Origin of the sequence: Tolypothrix tenuis PCC 7101 (genome assembly GCF_963874875.1) — a bacterium.
Classification (GTDB): domain Bacteria; phylum Cyanobacteriota; class Cyanobacteriia; order Cyanobacteriales; family Nostocaceae; genus Aulosira; species Aulosira tenue.
In genome coordinates this window covers 7,659,059-7,676,010 of the sequence record NZ_CAWNJS010000001.1, presented here as the reverse complement: position 1 = coordinate 7,676,010, position 16,952 = coordinate 7,659,059, and the positions used below count along the sequence as shown (strand labels likewise).

Below are 16,952 nucleotides of genomic sequence, written 5' to 3'. Positions count from 1 at the left end.
TCTCCTAATTACATAGCCACCCGTGGGTACAATCTTCCACAGATGATAGTCAAGCCTATTAATGTTAGCAAGAGAATTGTACAGTCCAGACCAAACCCATAGATACTGGAGCCATGAGCGATCATTGCACCGCGTAAGGCATCAACTTCATAAGTTAAGGGATTGATACTAGAAATTAGATGCAACCATCCTGGCATGAGTGATAAGGGATAGATGGCATTACTCGCAAAAAACAAGGGCATAGTAATTAATTGCCCTATACCTGTAAACCTTTCTCTACTTCTTACCAAACAGCCAATAATTAATGAAAAAATACAAAAACAGGCTGCACCTAACAGCACAATTATCACGACTTCGAGAATAGCCCAGGGATGCAGGTTGAGCTTGACACCCAACAGCAGCGCTAATCCATAGATAATGACTATTTGTGATAAGCTCCTGACTCCACAGGCTACGGCTTTACCCAGCACCATTGCAGCGCGGGGTACAGGACTAGCGAGGAATTTATGCACAATTCCTAAATCTCGCTCCCAAATTAGCGTCATTCCACCAGTGAAAATGGCTACAAAAAGTACGCTTTGAGCCAAAATCCCCGGAGCCATAAATTCTAAATAAGATAAGTCTCCCGTGGGGATAGCGCGAGTGCGGGTGAAAACTTGCCCAAAAACTAACAGCCACAATGCAGGTTGTACGCCCCGAATTATTAAATCATAGGGATCGTGGCGCAGTTTACGTATTTCTAGTTCAGCGATGACAAGAGTCTTGCTAAATAATTGTGCGATCGCAGAATTAAAATTACCTCTCTTTCTAGTCCGAGGATCAACCCAACCGTTGAGCATTACGTCTGGTTCTTGCTGTGTCACGATAACTAACTCCTGATGCTAATTCGGCCCCTGTATAGTGAATAAACACATCATCCAAAGTGGCGTTTGGTGTATCTAAAGCAGCTTTTAAATCTGTGGGTGAGCCAGTTGTAATCACCTTACCCTGATTCATAATCGCTACGCGATCGCACAAACTGTCTGCTTCTTCTAAAAAGTGAGTAGTTAAAAATATAGTTGTGCCGTAATCTTCACGGAGTTCCTGTACCAAATTCCAGACTTGGTTGCGCGCCACCGGATCGAGTCCCACTGTTGGCTCATCGAGGAACATAATTTGCGGACGATGCAAGATGGATTGGGCAATTTCTAATTTGCGAATCATCCCCCCAGAATAATTTCTCACCAAACGATGGGCGACTTCCTCTAAACCCATAAATTCCAGCACATCACGGATGCGCTGTTGGCGACGCTGAGACGGAATGTCATACAGCTTGGCAAAGATTAAGAGATTTTCATAGCCTGTAAGACTCCCATCAGCAGAAAGCGCTTGTGGTACATAACCAATAGCTCTTCTCACAGCCTGAGATTGATGAGTTACATCATAACCAGCTATGGTTCCTCTACCAGCACTGGGCGGTAGTAGGGTTGTCAACATCTTAATTACTGTGCTTTTCCCTGCTCCATTGGGGCCAAGTAAGCCGAATACTTCACCTGCTGCTACAGATAAATTCAAGCCATCAACAGCAGTAAAGCTGTCAAAACGGCGTGTGAGTTCGTGAGTTTCCAATATGACCGATTTCGGAAAGTTAGTAGCAGTTTCCATTCGGTCTGCTCTTCCTGTCAGTTTCGTCACAAGTCAGATGCACTTCCTTGAGAATTAATTTAGATAGCCTAACTATTAGCTTCTCATATATTTACTGGAAGTCAAGAGTCTGGTTGTAGAAAAAGTTATCAATACTGGAATATTAAGAAATACGGGGGAAAGGGGAAAGGTAAAAGGGGAAAGGAATTGAAGGAATTGAATTACCGATGTTTCGTGATGATCAGCAAGAGGGTTTTTAAACGCAAAGTATCGCAAAGGTAGCGCGGAGTGGCGCGGAGGGGTTTTGAAGTCCCAAATGCTGAGTTTCGCATTGCCCATGCCCCTATCTGCTTACCTTATTTACATGAAATACGCTGGATTTTTTAAATTATTTTTGAGTTGGGTATCAGTATAAATTTGATTGATAAAAATTGAGAATTTAATTTTATGCAAAAAGTCATGGTTCTATTCGTGACTATTGTCATGATTATTTTTTAAATAAATAAGCGTTAATAAGAAATTGAATTCATTATTTGAGTCTAAATCTGTTAGTCATAATAGAGCTTCAATAAGTGTAAACATCCTGGATAATTTGAAAGTATTTATGTGTATCTTAAAGCTATAGGATTCATATTTGATTTTTGAACAAATACGTAGGGTGTGTTGTCGCGCAGCGCAACGCACCAAAGCCTAGAACACGGTGCGTTACACTTCGTGATAACGCACCCTACATATACTTAGATTTTTTCAGAAATCAAATCGGATTCCTATATCTATCTTGCTATTAACGCAAAAATAAGTATATATCAGGATTGATTTTTGAAATAAGCCTGTATACTTGCCCAGGAAATATAGATAGAGTATTTGTTGTTTGCTTCAAGGAGGATTTAGTAAATAATTCTTCAGATAAGTTTATTGCAGAAATCGAATATAGTCTTATAAGAATTACGTTGATTTAATTTATTTCCATTTCTACAGGAGATATATTTATGGAGCATAAATTTAATTTCAAGCTGTTATTAGGTGCAGTGACGATCGCGATTTTAACTGCGGGTTGTCAATTATCATCACCAAGTAACTCTGTGGCTCCCAATAACTCTACTGAAAATACAAGTGATGGGGCTGCGACAAATGTATCTACGCCCTTAGAGAGAATAGCTGACCTAAATTTAACTGACGCACAAAAAGCCCAAGCAAAGCAGATAGGTGAGCAAACCCAAGCTAAAATACTGGCTGTTTTAACTCCTGAACAGCAAGAAAAATTTAAATCGGCTAGTCAGGGTCAGCAATTTAGGGTACTGCGATCGCTCAATTTATCAGCAGAGCAAAAACAAAAGATTCGCGAAATTCAACGTAACCAAAGGCAACAATTTCAAGGGATTCTTACTCCAGAGCAAAAAGCCAAATTGCAACAAAACCGTAGCTCTAGGAGGCAAGGTTCATCCAATTAAATTTTCAAATTTTGATTTGATGCGTGAGGTGTTACTGGTGGGCATTTATTTGCTCACCTTTTTTATTTAATTAGATATTAAGTATGACTTTTATAATAGTGAAAATATGACTTTCTTCCTAAAAAATTAGATATTTAATCTTCTAGAATTAAAGCATACAGGAAAACTAAATTAATTTGAATATAGCTAAATCACTTTGAATATAAAGTTGTTAGCTTAAGATTATTTAGCAAAACTGTAGAATATAAAACTCAAATCAATTGACAGGAGATTCAATTATGAAACGTATTCTTTTCGGTTCGTTACTAGCTTTACCATTTGCAATTGCGTCTTTACCTTCCCAAGCTTCTGCAGCACAAATTATTGTGAGACCAACTGTTCGTCACAATAATGTTGTTATCCGTCCACGTCCAGTTGTTCACCAAAAGTTAATTCCTGGACATTGGGAACAAACAAGATATGGTCGCAAATGGGTTCCGGCTCACTATGTCAGAATTTAATCTTGCTGAAGTGAGAAAATTTTAAAACAAGTTACCTGTACTTTGCTTTATTCCCATTACTCTGATAATTCATAGTCTAAACAACAATTGCGTGCGTTTAAACTCTCACTTTTATAGTGAGAGTTTTTCTGGTTTTTGCAGTGAAATTTAGGGGTGCGTCGCAACTTATGTTAGACTGCAAGGCTTACCTGGAGACAGTACTTGAGAGACCTGGGAACAAAAGCTCAACCCACAATTTGATGATGGGTATGCAGTTATTGTGCTATTGGACACTTTTCTGGTAAGTTGTATAGCAGTCAATTCTAATACTTGTTTTATAAACATCAAGCGATCGCGTACCTGCGCGATGCATTTTTGTCGCATATTCTCAGAGGTTATATGTAACACAAAGAAGTATTTAATAAGACTTACGACCAGTAGACATGATACTCAAGGTTGATGCGAACTCAAGAGTATTTTGAGCATTATAAAAATAAATTTAAATTTAATCTTTTGAATCTTTTGGGGTAAAGATGGTTAAAAAAGCCGAGTGGAAAACCTTGAGAGAAGAAAGCACAATTCTCGCAGCTAAAAATTTTTTAGTTGAGATGGATAATGGTGCGACAACGGAGAAATTACAGTTTATTGCCAATGCTGCAGGAGATATTACGCTGTTTTGGCATCTAATTGGCAATCCCGAGGAGATTCCTTTAGAAGTGATTGGTGGTGAAATGTAGCTCAAAGCCGAGATTTTTCTGTTGCAAGTTCGGCTTGTTCGGTGTTGAGTGCGATCGCCAACTATAAATTACTCAACACGAACAAGCAAGTTTGGTATTTGGTGTTTGGCATTTGTCCCCAATCCCCAGTCACCAGTCCCCAGTCCCTCAAATATTAAAATTCTTCCAAACCCAGCTTTAGAAAGCGTTCAATTACTGGATCGACTTCCGATCTAACTTCTATAACTTCTGTACTTGGCTCAAGTTCAATAATCTCATGATGCTGCTCAACACTTTGTTCTATGGGCTGAAAAAGTGGTTGCATGAGCTGTGGCTGTGGTTCATCATGCACAGGAATTGATGAAGCAGCCGGTAATAATAGTAACCTTGGTGTTTGCGGTTTAGATTTGGGCTTGAGTTGCCGAATTTGTACTGTTGCACCCAGTCCCATCATGGCACCAGCAACAGTATACATTGTGGTTTGATTCAAATATTGTGCGCCTAAATATCCCAGCCCCATTGCGGATACTGTAGCGGTGATGCTTCCCAGGATGATTTGCTCTTGTTTCAATGTTTTGCCCCTGATTTTTTGGTAGTTTTTACTTGTTTACTCACTGGGTAGATGTAAGGTTAAACACAGCGATCGCTGTCGAAACACTACCTTAATTGCAAATAATCCTAGCAGTCAAGCGGGACTGGGGACTGGGGACTGGGGATTGGGGACTGGGGATTGGGGATTGGGGACTGGGGAATGGGGAATGGGGAAGGGGGAAGGGGAAAGAGGGGGTTAATTTATAGTTGCAAATATGCGTTCAAAGAAAGTGGTGATTGCTGACCAAGCTGAGGTAGCGGCGGCGGAATCATAGCGATAACCGTCGTCACGCATGAAAGTATGTTCTGCTTCATATAAGAGAACTTGATGGGGGATACCAGTAGTTTCAATTGCTGTGATTAAAGTGTGGCGATCGCTTTCTGGGATGTGGGGGTCAAGAGTGCCAAATACCATCAGCATTTCGCCTGTGATTTCTCCTACACGTGAGATTGTATCAGCGACTCCCTGACCTAATTTACCACTGGGAATGCCTGTAGGGTAACAACAAGCTACTGCTTTCATTTCACTTTCAAAGGCGGCGCGAAAGGCTAAGTGACCACCTATACAAAAGCCGAGAGTGCCGATTTTTCCTGAAGCAACAGCACTGTCAGCTTTGAGAAAATCAATCACAGCACGAGTATCTGCATCATAAGCTGCGATCGCAGTGCGGCGTGCATTGTCATTACCCCGCATTCTCCCTAAATCATCTGGCTCAATTACATGACCAATGGCTTCAGTGCGGTGAAAAATTTCTGGTGCTGCAACTACATAGCCAAAACCAGCCAGGTAGTTGACAAGACGAATCATTGCACCACCTAACTGATAAATATCACTATAAAATACTATCCCTGGATAGGTTCCGCTTGGTTTGGGAGATGCGACATAAACGCGCATTAAACTGTCATCAACTCTTAACTCAACATTGCGTTTAACTATCTGCACTTGTTATCTCCACAATTAAAAATGCCTGGGTCACGCTAATTGTGGCAAATCAATTGCCATGATTCTGTATTCAGGAAACCGCAATAACAGCATGGAAAATTAAGGCAATAATAGGGAAAAACTCTGTGATGCTCAAGCTGGTATTTTTATTTGTGATTTTCGCTGTAGATTAATCGCTTAATACTTATATTTTATGATACTTGAGTTTGTAAAGAATCAATTTCCAGAAACAGCCGTGGAGATTGAGAGACTGGAAAAGCTAGGATTTCATCAGCGTACTCTTAGCTGGCTATTAGCGCTTGACGAAGAAACAGCACAAACAGCTTGCTGGTTAATTGGAAAAGTCGGCAATGATGATGATGCTGATGCAATGGTTAGTATTTTGTCCAGTCAACGCAGTGAATTATGGATGTATGCTGCAACTGCGCTGAGTCTGATTGCTACTGAAAGACATTTGACTTCCTTATTATTGATTCTGAGTAACAGTCCCCACGCAAATCAGAAAGAAAGTGCAGCATACGCGCTTTCTTTCCTGACAAAATGCCAAGTAAACTCACAAGTGATTGATATACTGACTCAAGTCGCTGCTAACAATAGCGAAAATCCCTCTGTGAGAGCGCAAGCATTAGAAGGACTAGGTAATAAACTTTCGGAGGAATTACCGCAGGATTTATATCAATGTGCTGTGACTGTGATGATTCAATGCTTAGATGATGCTGAAGCTGAGGTGAGATTTTGGGCTTGTTTTGCTGTAGGCGCTATCCGTGCAAAAGATGCATTACCTAAACTGCAAGTATTAGCACAGACAGATGATGCTATTGTGCCTTTATGGTGGTCTGTAGGTAAAGAAGCAGAAGATGCGATCGCTCTCATCAAAGGGGATGAGTAATAAACTTCTTATATTTGCAAGAGGTGGGGAAAGGGGAAAGGTTAAAGGGGAAGGGGAAAATACAAAACCTTTTGCCCAAATTCAGGCGTAGGCGTAGGTTGGGTTGAGGGACGAAACCCAACATTATCGCGGTTTTGTTGGGTAGAGCGATCGCAGTGGGTTAGGATTTATTTGAAAAGTTTTTGGCTGTATCTTCACACTTCAAAATTAGCCATCGCAAGCAAAATGATTACCCATAAACAAGGCAATATTGAATGCATAGGCTGACATTGTTAATGTATCGCCCTACATTGGCAATGTATCGACTTACATTGTTAATGTATCGCTCTACATTGGCAATGTATGGGCTGACATTGTTAATGCATCGCTCTACATTGTTAATGTATCGGCTGAAAACAGTAAGCTAATCGTTATTTAAATTGCATCATTTTCATGTTAGCGACAGATAAATTCTTTGTAGGGGCACGGCACCAGTCAGTTGTGTCAACTTAACTTGAAAAGCGCTTGGTTGCAAGGTTTCGCCCTCACCCCCAGCCCCTCTCCCTCAGGGAGAAGGGAGCAAGAGATTCAATTCCCCTTCTCCCTGAGGGAGAAGGGGTTAGGGGATGAGGGCGCGAGGGTTTTTGTACAACACGCGCCGTATATAGCTTTTAGCTTAAGTTGATACAGGTGGGCACAAGTAAGATATTAGATATGCCAAAAAATTGTGGATGCCGTGCCCACTTAACTTGAAAAGCGCTTGGTTGCAAGGTTTCGCCCTCACCCCCAGCCCCTCTCCCTCAGGGAGAAGGGAGCAAGAGATTCAATTCCCCTTCTCCCTGAGGGAGAAGGGGTTAGGGGATGAGGGCGCGAGGATTTTTGTACAACACTCGCCGTATATAGCTTTTAGCTTAAGTTGACACAGGTGGGCACCAGTAAGATATTGGATATGCCAAAAAATTGTGGATGCCGTGCCCACTTAACTTGAAAAGCGCTTGGTTGCAAGGTTTCGCCCTCACCCCCAGCCCCTCTCCCTGAGGGAGAAGGGAGCAAGAGATTCAATTCCCCTTCTCCCTGAGGGAGAAGGGGTTAGGGGATGAGGGCGCGAGGGTTTTTGTACAACACTCGCCGTATATAGCTTTTAGCTTAAGTTGACACAGGTGGGCACCAGTAAGATATTGGATATGCCAAAAAATTGTGGATGCCGTGCCCCTACCCATCTGTCGCGTTCTTGTTTCAAAATGGTATTGTATGTAGCGTGCGTTACCGACGAGATATTATGCGTGAAAATCCAAGATGATGCCATCTTTTGCACGCATATAAAGTACTGGTGTAGCAAAGTCGCGTTGATTTAATCCGATTTCCTGAGAGATGGCGTTGCGGGTTGTTTGGATAGCAGCGTCTACAGGATAGCCGAGAGCCAGGGTGCGGTAAAATTCATCAGCAAAAATCTTGGCGGTGGTGTCACGGATAGAATATTGCATCGCCACTACCGCAGGTATTCCCCGTTGTACGAGATTGGGTGCGATTCCGGTAAAGATTTGCTGTTCTGACACTTCTGCGCCTTGACAGGAATTGAGTACAGCTAACCCCAAGCTGCGGTAGCCTAAGAAGAAGTTGGCGAAACTTTCTTCATCCATCAATTTAGCTTGTTTATTGTCATCTTCTAGGGCAATGTAGCCTTTGTTGTCTTTAAAAACACCATGCCCGATGAAGTGGAATATATTATAGGGTTTTTCGCGCAGCTTTTGATTAATGTTGCGGGTGGTAGCTTCTTTGATAATATCTAATTCTATTTGACCTGCTTTAATATGTGTTTCCAGGGCTGAGTTAATCAGCGTTGCTTCGCCAGTTGCGTCTAATGCAGCTAAGTCGGTAGGAGATGAAATGACGAGTAGCACTTTTAGGGGTAACTTAGCGGTTATGATATCGCGTTTTAGCAGGGGAACATCAATATAGCGAGAAAGCACTGTTTCGATGTTGTTTCCTAAAAAAGTATTGGTTTCTGCGTCATAGAGGAATTCCCAGGGGAGTGCGGCTAATTGGGGAGATTGAAATATTAAGCGCAAACGAACGTTTTCTTTATTTGCTTGCGCCCCTGCTATTGTGGCATGGAAGCGAGCGTTAATTTGGTTGGGAAACAGTGCTTGGTAAAGTTGGTTGCCTAATCTTTTGAGTAATTTATCATTTGTTTTGTTCAACTCAATCAGTTCTAAGGCTAGTTCAATTTCGTTCATGTCTAAGCGGAATTCACCTGAAACATCACCTTGTTCTGAAGAGGCGCGAATTTGGTGATTTTTATCAACTAATATTTGAAAATCTTGGTATTTCATCGGCTTTGATTCTGTTTGAGTTACGTTTTTAATTGAGGCAGAATGAAAAATTTCATGGTTATAAAATTTGTAACGCTCTTGAATCTTTGAAATGGCATTTTTTGCAACGTCTACCCCAGTTAATCGTAACTGCCACATTTCAGTAAGTATTTCAGAGTTACACATTTCTCCTAATGCTTCTGCGGCAGAACTACGCACCCTAGAATCTTTATCATTCAAAGCATCAATCAATGCAGCTACTGCCTGGCTATCTTTGATTCCTCCTAATGCATCTGCTGCAGTTCTACGCACCGAATCATCTTGATCATTCAAAGCATCAATCAATAGTGCTACCGCCTGGCTATCTTTGATTTTTCTTAATGCATATGCGGCAGAATAATGCATCCAATAATCTCGATGATTCAAAGCTTGAATCAATGCTGCTACTGCTTGGCTATCTTTGATTTCTCCTAATGCTTCTGCGGCAGAATTACGCACCGAATCATATTGATCATTCAAAGTATGAATCAATGCTGCTACTGCTTGGCTATCTTTGATTTCTCCTAATGCATATGCGGCATTTCTACGCACATCATAATATTGATCATTCAAAGCATGAATCAATGCAGCTACCGCCTGGCTATCTTTGATTTCTCCTAATGCATATGCGGCAGAATTACGCACCGAATCATCTGGATCATTCAAAGCATGAATCAATGCTGCTACTGCTTGGCTATCTTTGATTTCTCCTAACGCATCTGCGGCATTTCTACGCACCGAATCATCTGGATCATTCAAAGCATGAATCAATGGTGCTACCGCCTGGCTATCTTTGATTTCTCCTAACGCATCTGCGGCATTTCTACGCACCCAATTATCTGGATCATTCAAAGCATGAATCAATGCTGCTACCGACTGGCTATCTTTGATTTTTCCTAATGCTCTTGCGGCAGAACTACGCACATCAGAATCTTGATCATTCAAAGCATGAATCAATGGTGCTACTGCTTGGCTATCTTTGATTTTTCCTAATGCTCCTGCGGCATTTCTACGCACATCAGAATCTTGATCATTCAAAGCATGAATCAATGGTGCTACTGCTTGGCTATCTTTGATTTCTCCTAATGCTCCTGCGGCATTTCTACGCACATCAGAATCTTGATCATTCAAAGCATGAATCAATGCAGCTACCGCCTGGCTATCTTTGATTTCTCCTAATGCTTCTGCGGCATAATAACGCACCCCATCATTTTGATGATTCAAAGCATCAATTAATAGTGCTACCGCCTGGCTATCTTTGATTTCTCCTAATGCTCTTGCGGCAGTATAACACACCCAATTATCTGGATCATTTAAAGCATGAATCAATGCAGCTACCGCCTGGCTATCTTTGATTTCTCCTAATGCATATGCGGCAGTTCCACGCACCGAATCATCTGGATCATTCAAAGCATGAATCAATGCAGCTACCGACTGGCTATCTTTGATTTCTCCTAATGCATATGCGGCAGTTCCACGCACCGAATCATCTGGATCATTCAAAGCGTCAATCCATAGTGCTATCGCCTGGCTATCTTTGATTTCTCCTAATGTATCTGCGGCATTTCTACGCACCGAATCATCTGGATCATTCAAAGCATAAATCAATGCAGCTACCGCCTGGCTATCTTTGATTTCTCCTAATGCATATGCGGCAGAACTACGCACATCAGAATCTGGATCATTCAAAGCATGAATCAATGCAGCTACCGCTTGGCTATCTTTGATTTCTCCTAATGCATATGCGGCAGAACTACGCACCAAAGAGTCTTGATCGTTCAAAGCATGAATCAATGCTGCTACTGCTTGGCTATCTTTGATTTTTCCTAATGTTTCTGCGGCATTTCTACGCACCAAAGAGTCTTGATCGTTCAAAGCCTGAATCAATGGGACTACCGCCTGGTTATCTTTGATTTCTCCTAATGCCCATGCGGCAAAACTACGCACATCAGAATCTGGATCATTCAAAGCATTAATCAATGCAGCTACCGCCTGGCTATCTTTGATTTCTCCTAATACATATGCGGCAGAACTACGCACCGAATCATCTGGATTATTCAAAGCATGAATCAATGCAGCTACCGCCTGGCTATCTTTAATTTCTCCTAATGCATATGCGGCAGAACTACGCACATCAGAATCTTGATCATTCAAAGCATAAATCAATGCAGCTACCGCCTGACTATCTTTAATTTCTCCTAATGCATATGCGGCAGTTCTACGCACCGAATCATCTGGATCATTCAAAGCATGAATCAATGCTGCTACTGCTTGGCTATCTTTGATTTCTCCTAATGCTCCTGCTGTAGTTCTACGCACATCAGAATCTTTATGTTGTAGTCGATTAGTTAAAAATGCAATTCTATGCCTAGAGCGCGTACTCGCTAAAAACTCTATCTTGAGCAATTCAGAAACTTCTAACTCTAGAATTAAATCAACTGTTTTTTTCTGAAACTCTGGCTTTACCTCTCCTGCTAACCTTGCCCCTAACTCTAAATCCACCTCTAGAGCTAACTTCACCACCCCTACTGCTTGTGCTTCTTTCTCCACTAAAGCCAACATCAGCGCTAAGGGTTCTGTCCACTTTAAATAATTTAGATAATCCCGTTGCAACTTTTCATTACTAATATGGGGAAGCTTCTGAAGTAGGCATTCCGCAGCGTAGTATTCCTGAATCAACTGGTGGCGAAACTCTATTTTTTCATTGCTACTAATTTGGATTAAATGATGCTTGAGTAAATCTTTCAGCAATTCTTTGGCTCGAGTAGGCGGATAATCAACTTTCCCTTCCAGAAACTTCGTCAAAACTTCTTCCGCCTCAAGCCTATCAATGATAACTCGCAATTCTGTTGGCGTTTCTCCTTGCATCATGGTGAAAGCTAATGCTTCCAATGACTGCTTCCACCAGCCGCGCAACTCCTCAACTACTCGAACATCATCTTTGATTTTGCCGACATAAAATTGCGTAAATTGTCGAAACACCAAACCTAAATTCGGCGGTATATCGTTTGTTAGTTTAAATAACTCACACAGCATCCACAGCAGCAAAGGCGTTTCCCCAAAGGAACGCAATCTTTCACCTAACCGCCGTAGCATTTCTTCACCTGTTTCGGGCAAATAGGCGCGGATAAACTGCTGCATCTGTTCTTCGGTTAGGGGTTGCATTTCCAGCTTTTGCTCAATTCCCAAATCGCCACCTACCCCCAAATCTCGCGTAGTGAAAATCATTGGGGTTTTGGGGTGATTTTCCCGAAAGGTTTTTAACTCTCGCCTTGCTTCTTCATTGGGTAACTCGTTTACCCCATCCACAAGCAGCAAAAATTGCCGGTTACGCAACAAGGTTTTGATTTCTACATCTATATATATTCCATGTCGGTGCAAAAAATTTTGTATCAAATCCAGCACCGAAGTTGTGTATTGCCGCAACTCCACCAGCACGGGTATGCACCCGGAATCGCCTAGAGATTTTGCTTTCTCTGCTTCTTCCAACAACAGCCGCGCTAAGGCTGTTGATTTGCCTGAACCTGGTTTACCTACAAGTAATACATGATTGTCTGCATATTTACGTAACCCTTCCTGCACTGGTAAGCGTTCTGTTTTCTCCTGGGTGTCACCTCGGTTGTCTTGCTTTGGCGACACCGTTGCTACCATCAAGCCCTCAAACGGTGAGTTTTGTCTACGCCCTTCTACATCTGTAATGGTGTACTTTTCCCACCAATGTTGGTAAGTGTGGCAGACTGATTCTAGATAATGTTGAAAATCAGCGTTCATGCAGGAAGTTGACCGAGCAAGGGCTAAAATTGTTGCTTAGGCTGTATGAATAATCAGTATAAGCTCAAATTTTAGAGCGATGGGTAAGGCATTGCCCAGTGGTGTTAACTTAACGTGAAACCCGTTTGGTTGCAAGGTTTTTGCCCTCACCCCCAGCCCCTCTCCCACCGGGAGAGGGGAGCAAGAGATTCAATTCCCCTTCTCCCTGAGGGAGAAGGGGTTAGGGGATGAGGGCGAGGGTTTTTGTACAACACGCGCCGTATATAGCTTTTAGCTTAAGTTGACACCAATGGGCAATGCCCGTACGTGTCAACTTAACGTGAAAGGCTTTGTTGCAAAGTTTCGCCCTCACCCCCAGCCCCTCTCCCACCGGGAGAGGGGAGCAAGAGATTCAATTCCCCTTCTCCTGGGGGAGAAGGGGTTAGGGGATGAGGGCGAGGGTTTTTGTACAACACGCGCCGTATATAGCTTTTAGCTTAAGTTGACACGTATGAATGGTGCCGTGCCCCTACAAAGAATTTATCTGTTGCAAACAGTATTTGAATTGGTATTACACCAAAGCTAATGCAGTCTACAAAATTAGCGATCGCACTTTATACCGCCTGTTGCACAATGTCGCCAAGAGCGATCGCCTTCCTGTTATATGCTTAAATTGTGAAGCGTGTTTTTACTCTTCATCAAACAGTGCATTTAAATTAGTATGCTGACGGCGCTGTTGTAGTTTTTGTTCTAGTTGGTGAAAAACCGTTTCTGCGTCAATCACTTCCCCACGTTCTGAAGCTTCTACCCCTATCATGATTTCCTGTTGCAATTCCTCAAATCTACCCTGATAAATAGATTCTCTTGCCTCTAACAGTTTAATCCCCGCAATAATCACTTCCTCTGTTGAAGCATACTTGCCGCTTGTAACTTGACTTTGGATAAATTGCTCTAGCTCTGGAGTCAAAGAGATATTCATAATATATTATTTACCATACGATGTTCTTATTTTAGTGATAGTCGGGACAAGGCAGAAAAAAGTGCAGAGCTAAAGCAGTTTCCAACATTTGCGATCGCACTTTCTCCCCCCTATTGCACAATGTCACCAAGAGCGATCGCAATATGATTACAATTTAACCGTTTTGTTACATCACAGGAAGCTACTTAAGACACAACATCCTGCAAGGGGCTGTTATATTAAAACGCCAGGCTGTTATATTAAAACGCCGGGCTGTTATGTTAAAACGCCGGGCTGTTATGTTAAAACGCCGGGCTGTTATGTTAAAACGTCGGGCTGTTATGTTAAAACGCCAGGCTGTTATATTAAAACGCCAGGCTGTTATGTCAATACAGAGGCTTGCAAGCGTTAGCCAAGCTTATTGAATCTTCTGTTCACGAAAATTTTTTATTACTGATAAGTTTTTTGTTGTCATGGGCACATTAAATATATAGTTTATTACTTAACTATCTATGGCTGTACAAAATACAACAAACCGTTTGCGTCCTCAAGTTATTAGTCAAGATGTTACTTCCTTGCATGGTTTGCAAACCATTGGCACTTACGATACATCCCGTGCTGATGCTTCTATTGCAAACATTCAGCAAGCTTATCAAGCTATGTTGGCACAGCAACAAGCAGAAAACGAGAAGCTAACTTTATACCGTGCTGCTGCTGATGCTGCCAGATTAGCAGAATGGGAATTCCACAATACAATATTAGCGATGAAAGAAGCTGTACGTGGGCAATATGGCTCGGATAGCGATCAAGCGCAAGCGGTGGGATTGAAGAAAAAATCAGATCGTAAGCGTCCCAGCCGCAGAAAGCCAGTAGTTACAAGTTAATTAATAATGGCGATCGCATTTTGAGTGAGGATGCGATCGCCCTTATACATATCAATTGCAAAGGGTGGGGAAAGGGGAAAGGTTAAAGGGGAAAGGGAAAATACCAAACCTTTCTCCATTTCCCATTTCCCCCTTCCCCTTTCCCCAACTTCTGCAAGAAGTCTAATTAATCCAAGCTTGCAAGTAATCGCGCAGAGATGTTTCCTGAACTTTTGCAACTACTTGTTGAGCTTTCTCCTGTTGTTCTAAAGCAACATATTGCTTCACTAAGCGGGTGTATTGACTACGGCGATCGTTATAATCGGGTTCTGGTGAATTCTCGTAACGAGTAATTGTGCGGCTTTCTGGATCAGCGATTTGTTGCGCTACTACAAAAGCGCGATCAAGGTATGCAAGAGCATCTTGAGGACGTTGCTGTAAAGCATAAATTCTGGCTAGTTCTAGCAGTGTTGTAGCTTGTCTATCTGGTAGCGATTCTGCTTCTACCACTGGCAATGCAATCTCAATGTTGTTGTTAACATTGATTTCATAGTAGATCGTATTATATAAGTATTCTAATAGCTGAGAATTTGAATGAGCCTGAGCAATTTTGAAAGCAGCTATATATTGTTTTTGGCTCATTAAATATTCTACAGTTTGAGCGAATAGACGAGAGCGATTTTCATCATCTTGTACTTGCTGGAGAATTTGGATTGCTTGTTGCAAGAAAGATTCTGTCTGTTCTGTTTCTCCTGTACGCAGATATGCTTGTGCGATCGCAGCTAATGATAAAGCTTGATGCTCAATTGCTGTTAGGGTTTGTGCTTGTGCAATTGCAGGCTGAATTAAGCTGGTAAATTCTGCGATTGTCGGTGCTTTTGCTGCGAGTTCTGCTTGCGTTAATACCTGATATGGTTTGAGTAAGGTATTTTTAACTAGTTTAGCTACTGCAATGGCTTGACTCCATTGTTGATTATCCGCATAGGCAAGTGCAATTTCTTTCAACATCAAATTGCGTTCTTCTGTCCACAAATCACCATTGGCTTGTTTAGCTACTTCCAGCGCTTGATCGAGATTTTGCAATCGCAGCAGTGCTTGCACTATTTGTTGATACAAACCAGATTGATAGACAAAGTTGCCGTGGTTCTTAATTTTCTTGAATAGGGCGATCGCTAAATTATATTCTTGTACATTTATAGCAGTACTTAATAGTATGGCTTCCCCATCCTTTAAACGCTGAATTTGTGCTAAAATCTGTTGTAGCTGCTGGGGTTGTTTGGCTTGGGCGTAAACAATAGCAAGTGAAGCCAATACTGAACTCTTTAGTCCATCATTAGTTAGTCTTTGAATTGCATTCAGCAGAATGGTTAGCTGACCTGATTTGCTGTAAGTTTGAATCAGGTTTGCTTGATGGCTTTCAGCAGCCTCTCGTTTGGCTACCTGCTTCATTGCTTGAGCAAACAGGCGATTACCCAGCCGGGGTTGATTATGAGTTGCCCAATAAACTGCTATTTCTCCTAAGCAAAAAGCTTGAAATTCTACTGTTTGAATTTTAGGGATGGCAGCCTGGGCTAAATGCAAATCTTCTCGTTTAATTGCATCACGTACAACTTCTATAATAATTGACTCAGGAGAATATTCATTGGCAACTTTTTCGGCTAATGCTATAGCGCGTTTTGGTTCACCCATTTGAATATACAGTATTGCAATTGAACTCAGGAAATTACTGCGGGTATAAGGTTCTTCATTGGAAATTTGTTCTGCAGAGGTCAAAGCTTGGGTGAGTAATTCTTGGGCTTTGGCTTTTTGTTGAGATTCTAGCCAAACAGATACTAATTGAATTAATTGTTCGGTGCGAGTTGTGGGATCGGGAATTTGTAGCGCTGCTGTAGTGGCTTTTTGCATGGCGATTTCCACTAGCTCGCTTCGTCCCAAATTTTGATAAACTTTTGCCAGTTGTTTTAAATCTTGGGTAATTGCTCTAGGATATTCATGGAAATTCAGCACAGATTGCTGAACTTGCTCTAGCCACTCAATCCACCTATCTTGTTCTTGAGGTGTTAGTTTAACTAAAGGTTTAAGTAGATTGACAATGTCATCATAGCCCAAGAGATAGGAAAGCCAATATGAGCGTTGTTCGCTGTTGCTGAGGAGTGCAATATGATTAATAATTTGATGATATTTTTTCAGTGCTTGGTCATAAATCTGGGTACGCACTAAATAACTTGCTTGCGGAATAGTTTCATTAATTTTATCAGCAATAACTTTTTGGTAAACTTCTGGGGAAATTTGAATATTAGATGTCATATTGCTTCACTCCAAATTCAAAATTAATCCTGATATAGGAATTCAATTTGAT

The 16,952-nt window shown here is 41.6% G+C and carries 13 protein-coding genes; 5 read left to right on the top strand and 8 right to left on the bottom strand.

Annotated elements, in window-relative coordinates; genetic code table 11:
* Window positions 1–8: 8 nt before the first annotated feature.
* Entirely contained in the window at window positions 9–863 is an 855-nt protein-coding gene (locus AACU25_RS30280; protein ID WP_321206905.1) for an ABC transporter permease, read from the bottom strand.
* On the bottom strand, window positions 820–1,674 hold the full coding sequence (locus tag AACU25_RS30275; protein WP_096582015.1) for an ATP-binding cassette domain-containing protein: 855 nt from the start codon (window positions 1,672–1,674) through the stop codon (window positions 820–822). Before AACU25_RS30275 ends, AACU25_RS30280 begins: the two co-directional genes overlap by 44 nt.
* Window positions 1,675–2,612: 938 nt before the next feature.
* Here AACU25_RS30275 and AACU25_RS30270 point away from each other — a divergent pair.
* From AACU25_RS30270 to AACU25_RS30260, 3 genes are all read left to right on the top strand, one after another.
* Window positions 2,613–3,074, top strand: coding sequence for a Spy/CpxP family protein refolding chaperone (locus AACU25_RS30270; protein WP_096582013.1), 462 nt, complete (start codon window positions 2,613–2,615; stop codon window positions 3,072–3,074).
* A gap of 278 nt (window positions 3,075–3,352) precedes the next feature.
* Complete coding sequence (locus AACU25_RS30265) at window positions 3,353–3,574, top strand: hypothetical protein (RefSeq protein ID WP_096582011.1); 222 nt, start codon at window positions 3,353–3,355, stop codon at window positions 3,572–3,574.
* Between the two features lie 512 nt (window positions 3,575–4,086).
* Window positions 4,087–4,290 (top strand): hypothetical protein, encoded by a 204-nt coding sequence (locus tag AACU25_RS30260; RefSeq protein ID WP_096582009.1) that lies wholly within the window; start codon window positions 4,087–4,089, stop codon window positions 4,288–4,290.
* 154 nt (window positions 4,291–4,444) lie between these two features.
* Here AACU25_RS30260 and AACU25_RS30255 read toward each other — a convergent pair whose 3' ends face one another.
* On the bottom strand, window positions 4,445–4,840 hold the full coding sequence (locus tag AACU25_RS30255) for a hypothetical protein (RefSeq protein WP_096582007.1): 396 nt from the start codon (window positions 4,838–4,840) through the stop codon (window positions 4,445–4,447).
* A gap of 216 nt (window positions 4,841–5,056) precedes the next feature.
* The gene (locus AACU25_RS30250; protein WP_096582005.1) at window positions 5,057–5,803 is read right to left on the bottom strand and encodes a dienelactone hydrolase family protein; all 747 of its coding nucleotides are present in this window, start codon (window positions 5,801–5,803) and stop codon (window positions 5,057–5,059) included.
* Window positions 5,804–5,996: 193 nt separating this feature from the next.
* Between AACU25_RS30250 and AACU25_RS30245 the strand changes: the two genes are divergently transcribed.
* Complete coding sequence (locus tag AACU25_RS30245) at window positions 5,997–6,692, top strand: HEAT repeat domain-containing protein (protein WP_096582003.1); 696 nt, start codon at window positions 5,997–5,999, stop codon at window positions 6,690–6,692.
* Between the two features lie 1,256 nt (window positions 6,693–7,948).
* On the opposite strand, the gene AACU25_RS30240 is transcribed toward AACU25_RS30245, so the two are convergent.
* Together AACU25_RS30240 and AACU25_RS30235 are read right to left on the bottom strand one after the other, a co-directional pair.
* Window positions 7,949–12,793 carry a HEAT repeat domain-containing protein gene (locus tag AACU25_RS30240; protein ID WP_096582001.1) on the bottom strand — a complete coding sequence of 1,615 codons (4,845 nt, stop codon included), beginning with the start codon at window positions 12,791–12,793 and terminating at the stop codon, window positions 7,949–7,951.
* A gap of 667 nt (window positions 12,794–13,460) precedes the next feature.
* Complete coding sequence (locus AACU25_RS30235; protein WP_096581999.1) at window positions 13,461–13,751, bottom strand: type II toxin-antitoxin system ParD family antitoxin; 291 nt, start codon at window positions 13,749–13,751, stop codon at window positions 13,461–13,463.
* Window positions 13,752–14,242: 491 nt separating this feature from the next.
* Between AACU25_RS30235 and AACU25_RS30230 the strand changes: the two genes are divergently transcribed.
* Window positions 14,243–14,614: a hypothetical protein gene (locus AACU25_RS30230; protein WP_096581995.1), complete on the top strand. Its 372-nt coding sequence runs from the start codon at window positions 14,243–14,245 to the stop codon at window positions 14,612–14,614.
* On the opposite strand, the gene AACU25_RS30225 is transcribed toward AACU25_RS30230, so the two are convergent.
* Together AACU25_RS30225 and AACU25_RS30220 are read right to left on the bottom strand one after the other, a co-directional pair.
* On the bottom strand, window positions 14,611–14,733 hold the full coding sequence (locus AACU25_RS30225; protein WP_321206805.1) for a hypothetical protein: 123 nt from the start codon (window positions 14,731–14,733) through the stop codon (window positions 14,611–14,613). The genes AACU25_RS30230 and AACU25_RS30225 overlap by 4 nt on opposite strands.
* A 43-nt stretch (window positions 14,734–14,776) precedes the next feature.
* On the bottom strand, window positions 14,777–16,900 hold the full coding sequence (locus tag AACU25_RS30220; RefSeq protein WP_096581993.1) for a tetratricopeptide repeat protein: 2,124 nt from the start codon (window positions 16,898–16,900) through the stop codon (window positions 14,777–14,779).
* Window positions 16,901–16,952: the final 52 nt, after the last annotated feature.

Excerpts from the sequence above, each read along its gene's own strand:
- AACU25_RS30270 (WP_096582013.1), top strand. The coding sequence starts at position 2,613 with ATGGAGCATAAATTTAATTTCAAGCTGTTATTAGGTGCAGTGACGATC.
- AACU25_RS30265 (WP_096582011.1), top strand. The coding sequence starts at position 3,353 with ATGAAACGTATTCTTTTCGGTTCGTTACTAGCTTTACCATTTGCAATT.
- AACU25_RS30260 (WP_096582009.1), top strand. The coding sequence starts at position 4,087 with ATGGTTAAAAAAGCCGAGTGGAAAACCTTGAGAGAAGAAAGCACAATT.
- AACU25_RS30245 (WP_096582003.1), top strand. The coding sequence starts at position 5,997 with ATGATACTTGAGTTTGTAAAGAATCAATTTCCAGAAACAGCCGTGGAG.
- AACU25_RS30240 (WP_096582001.1), bottom strand. The coding sequence starts at position 12,793 with ATGAACGCTGATTTTCAACATTATCTAGAATCAGTCTGCCACACTTAC.
- AACU25_RS30235 (WP_096581999.1), bottom strand. The coding sequence starts at position 13,751 with ATGAATATCTCTTTGACTCCAGAGCTAGAGCAATTTATCCAAAGTCAA.
- AACU25_RS30230 (WP_096581995.1), top strand. The coding sequence starts at position 14,243 with ATGGCTGTACAAAATACAACAAACCGTTTGCGTCCTCAAGTTATTAGT.
- AACU25_RS30225 (WP_321206805.1), bottom strand. The coding sequence starts at position 14,733 with ATGGAGAAAGGTTTGGTATTTTCCCTTTCCCCTTTAACCTTTCCCCTT.
- AACU25_RS30220 (WP_096581993.1), bottom strand. The coding sequence starts at position 16,900 with ATGACATCTAATATTCAAATTTCCCCAGAAGTTTACCAAAAAGTTATT.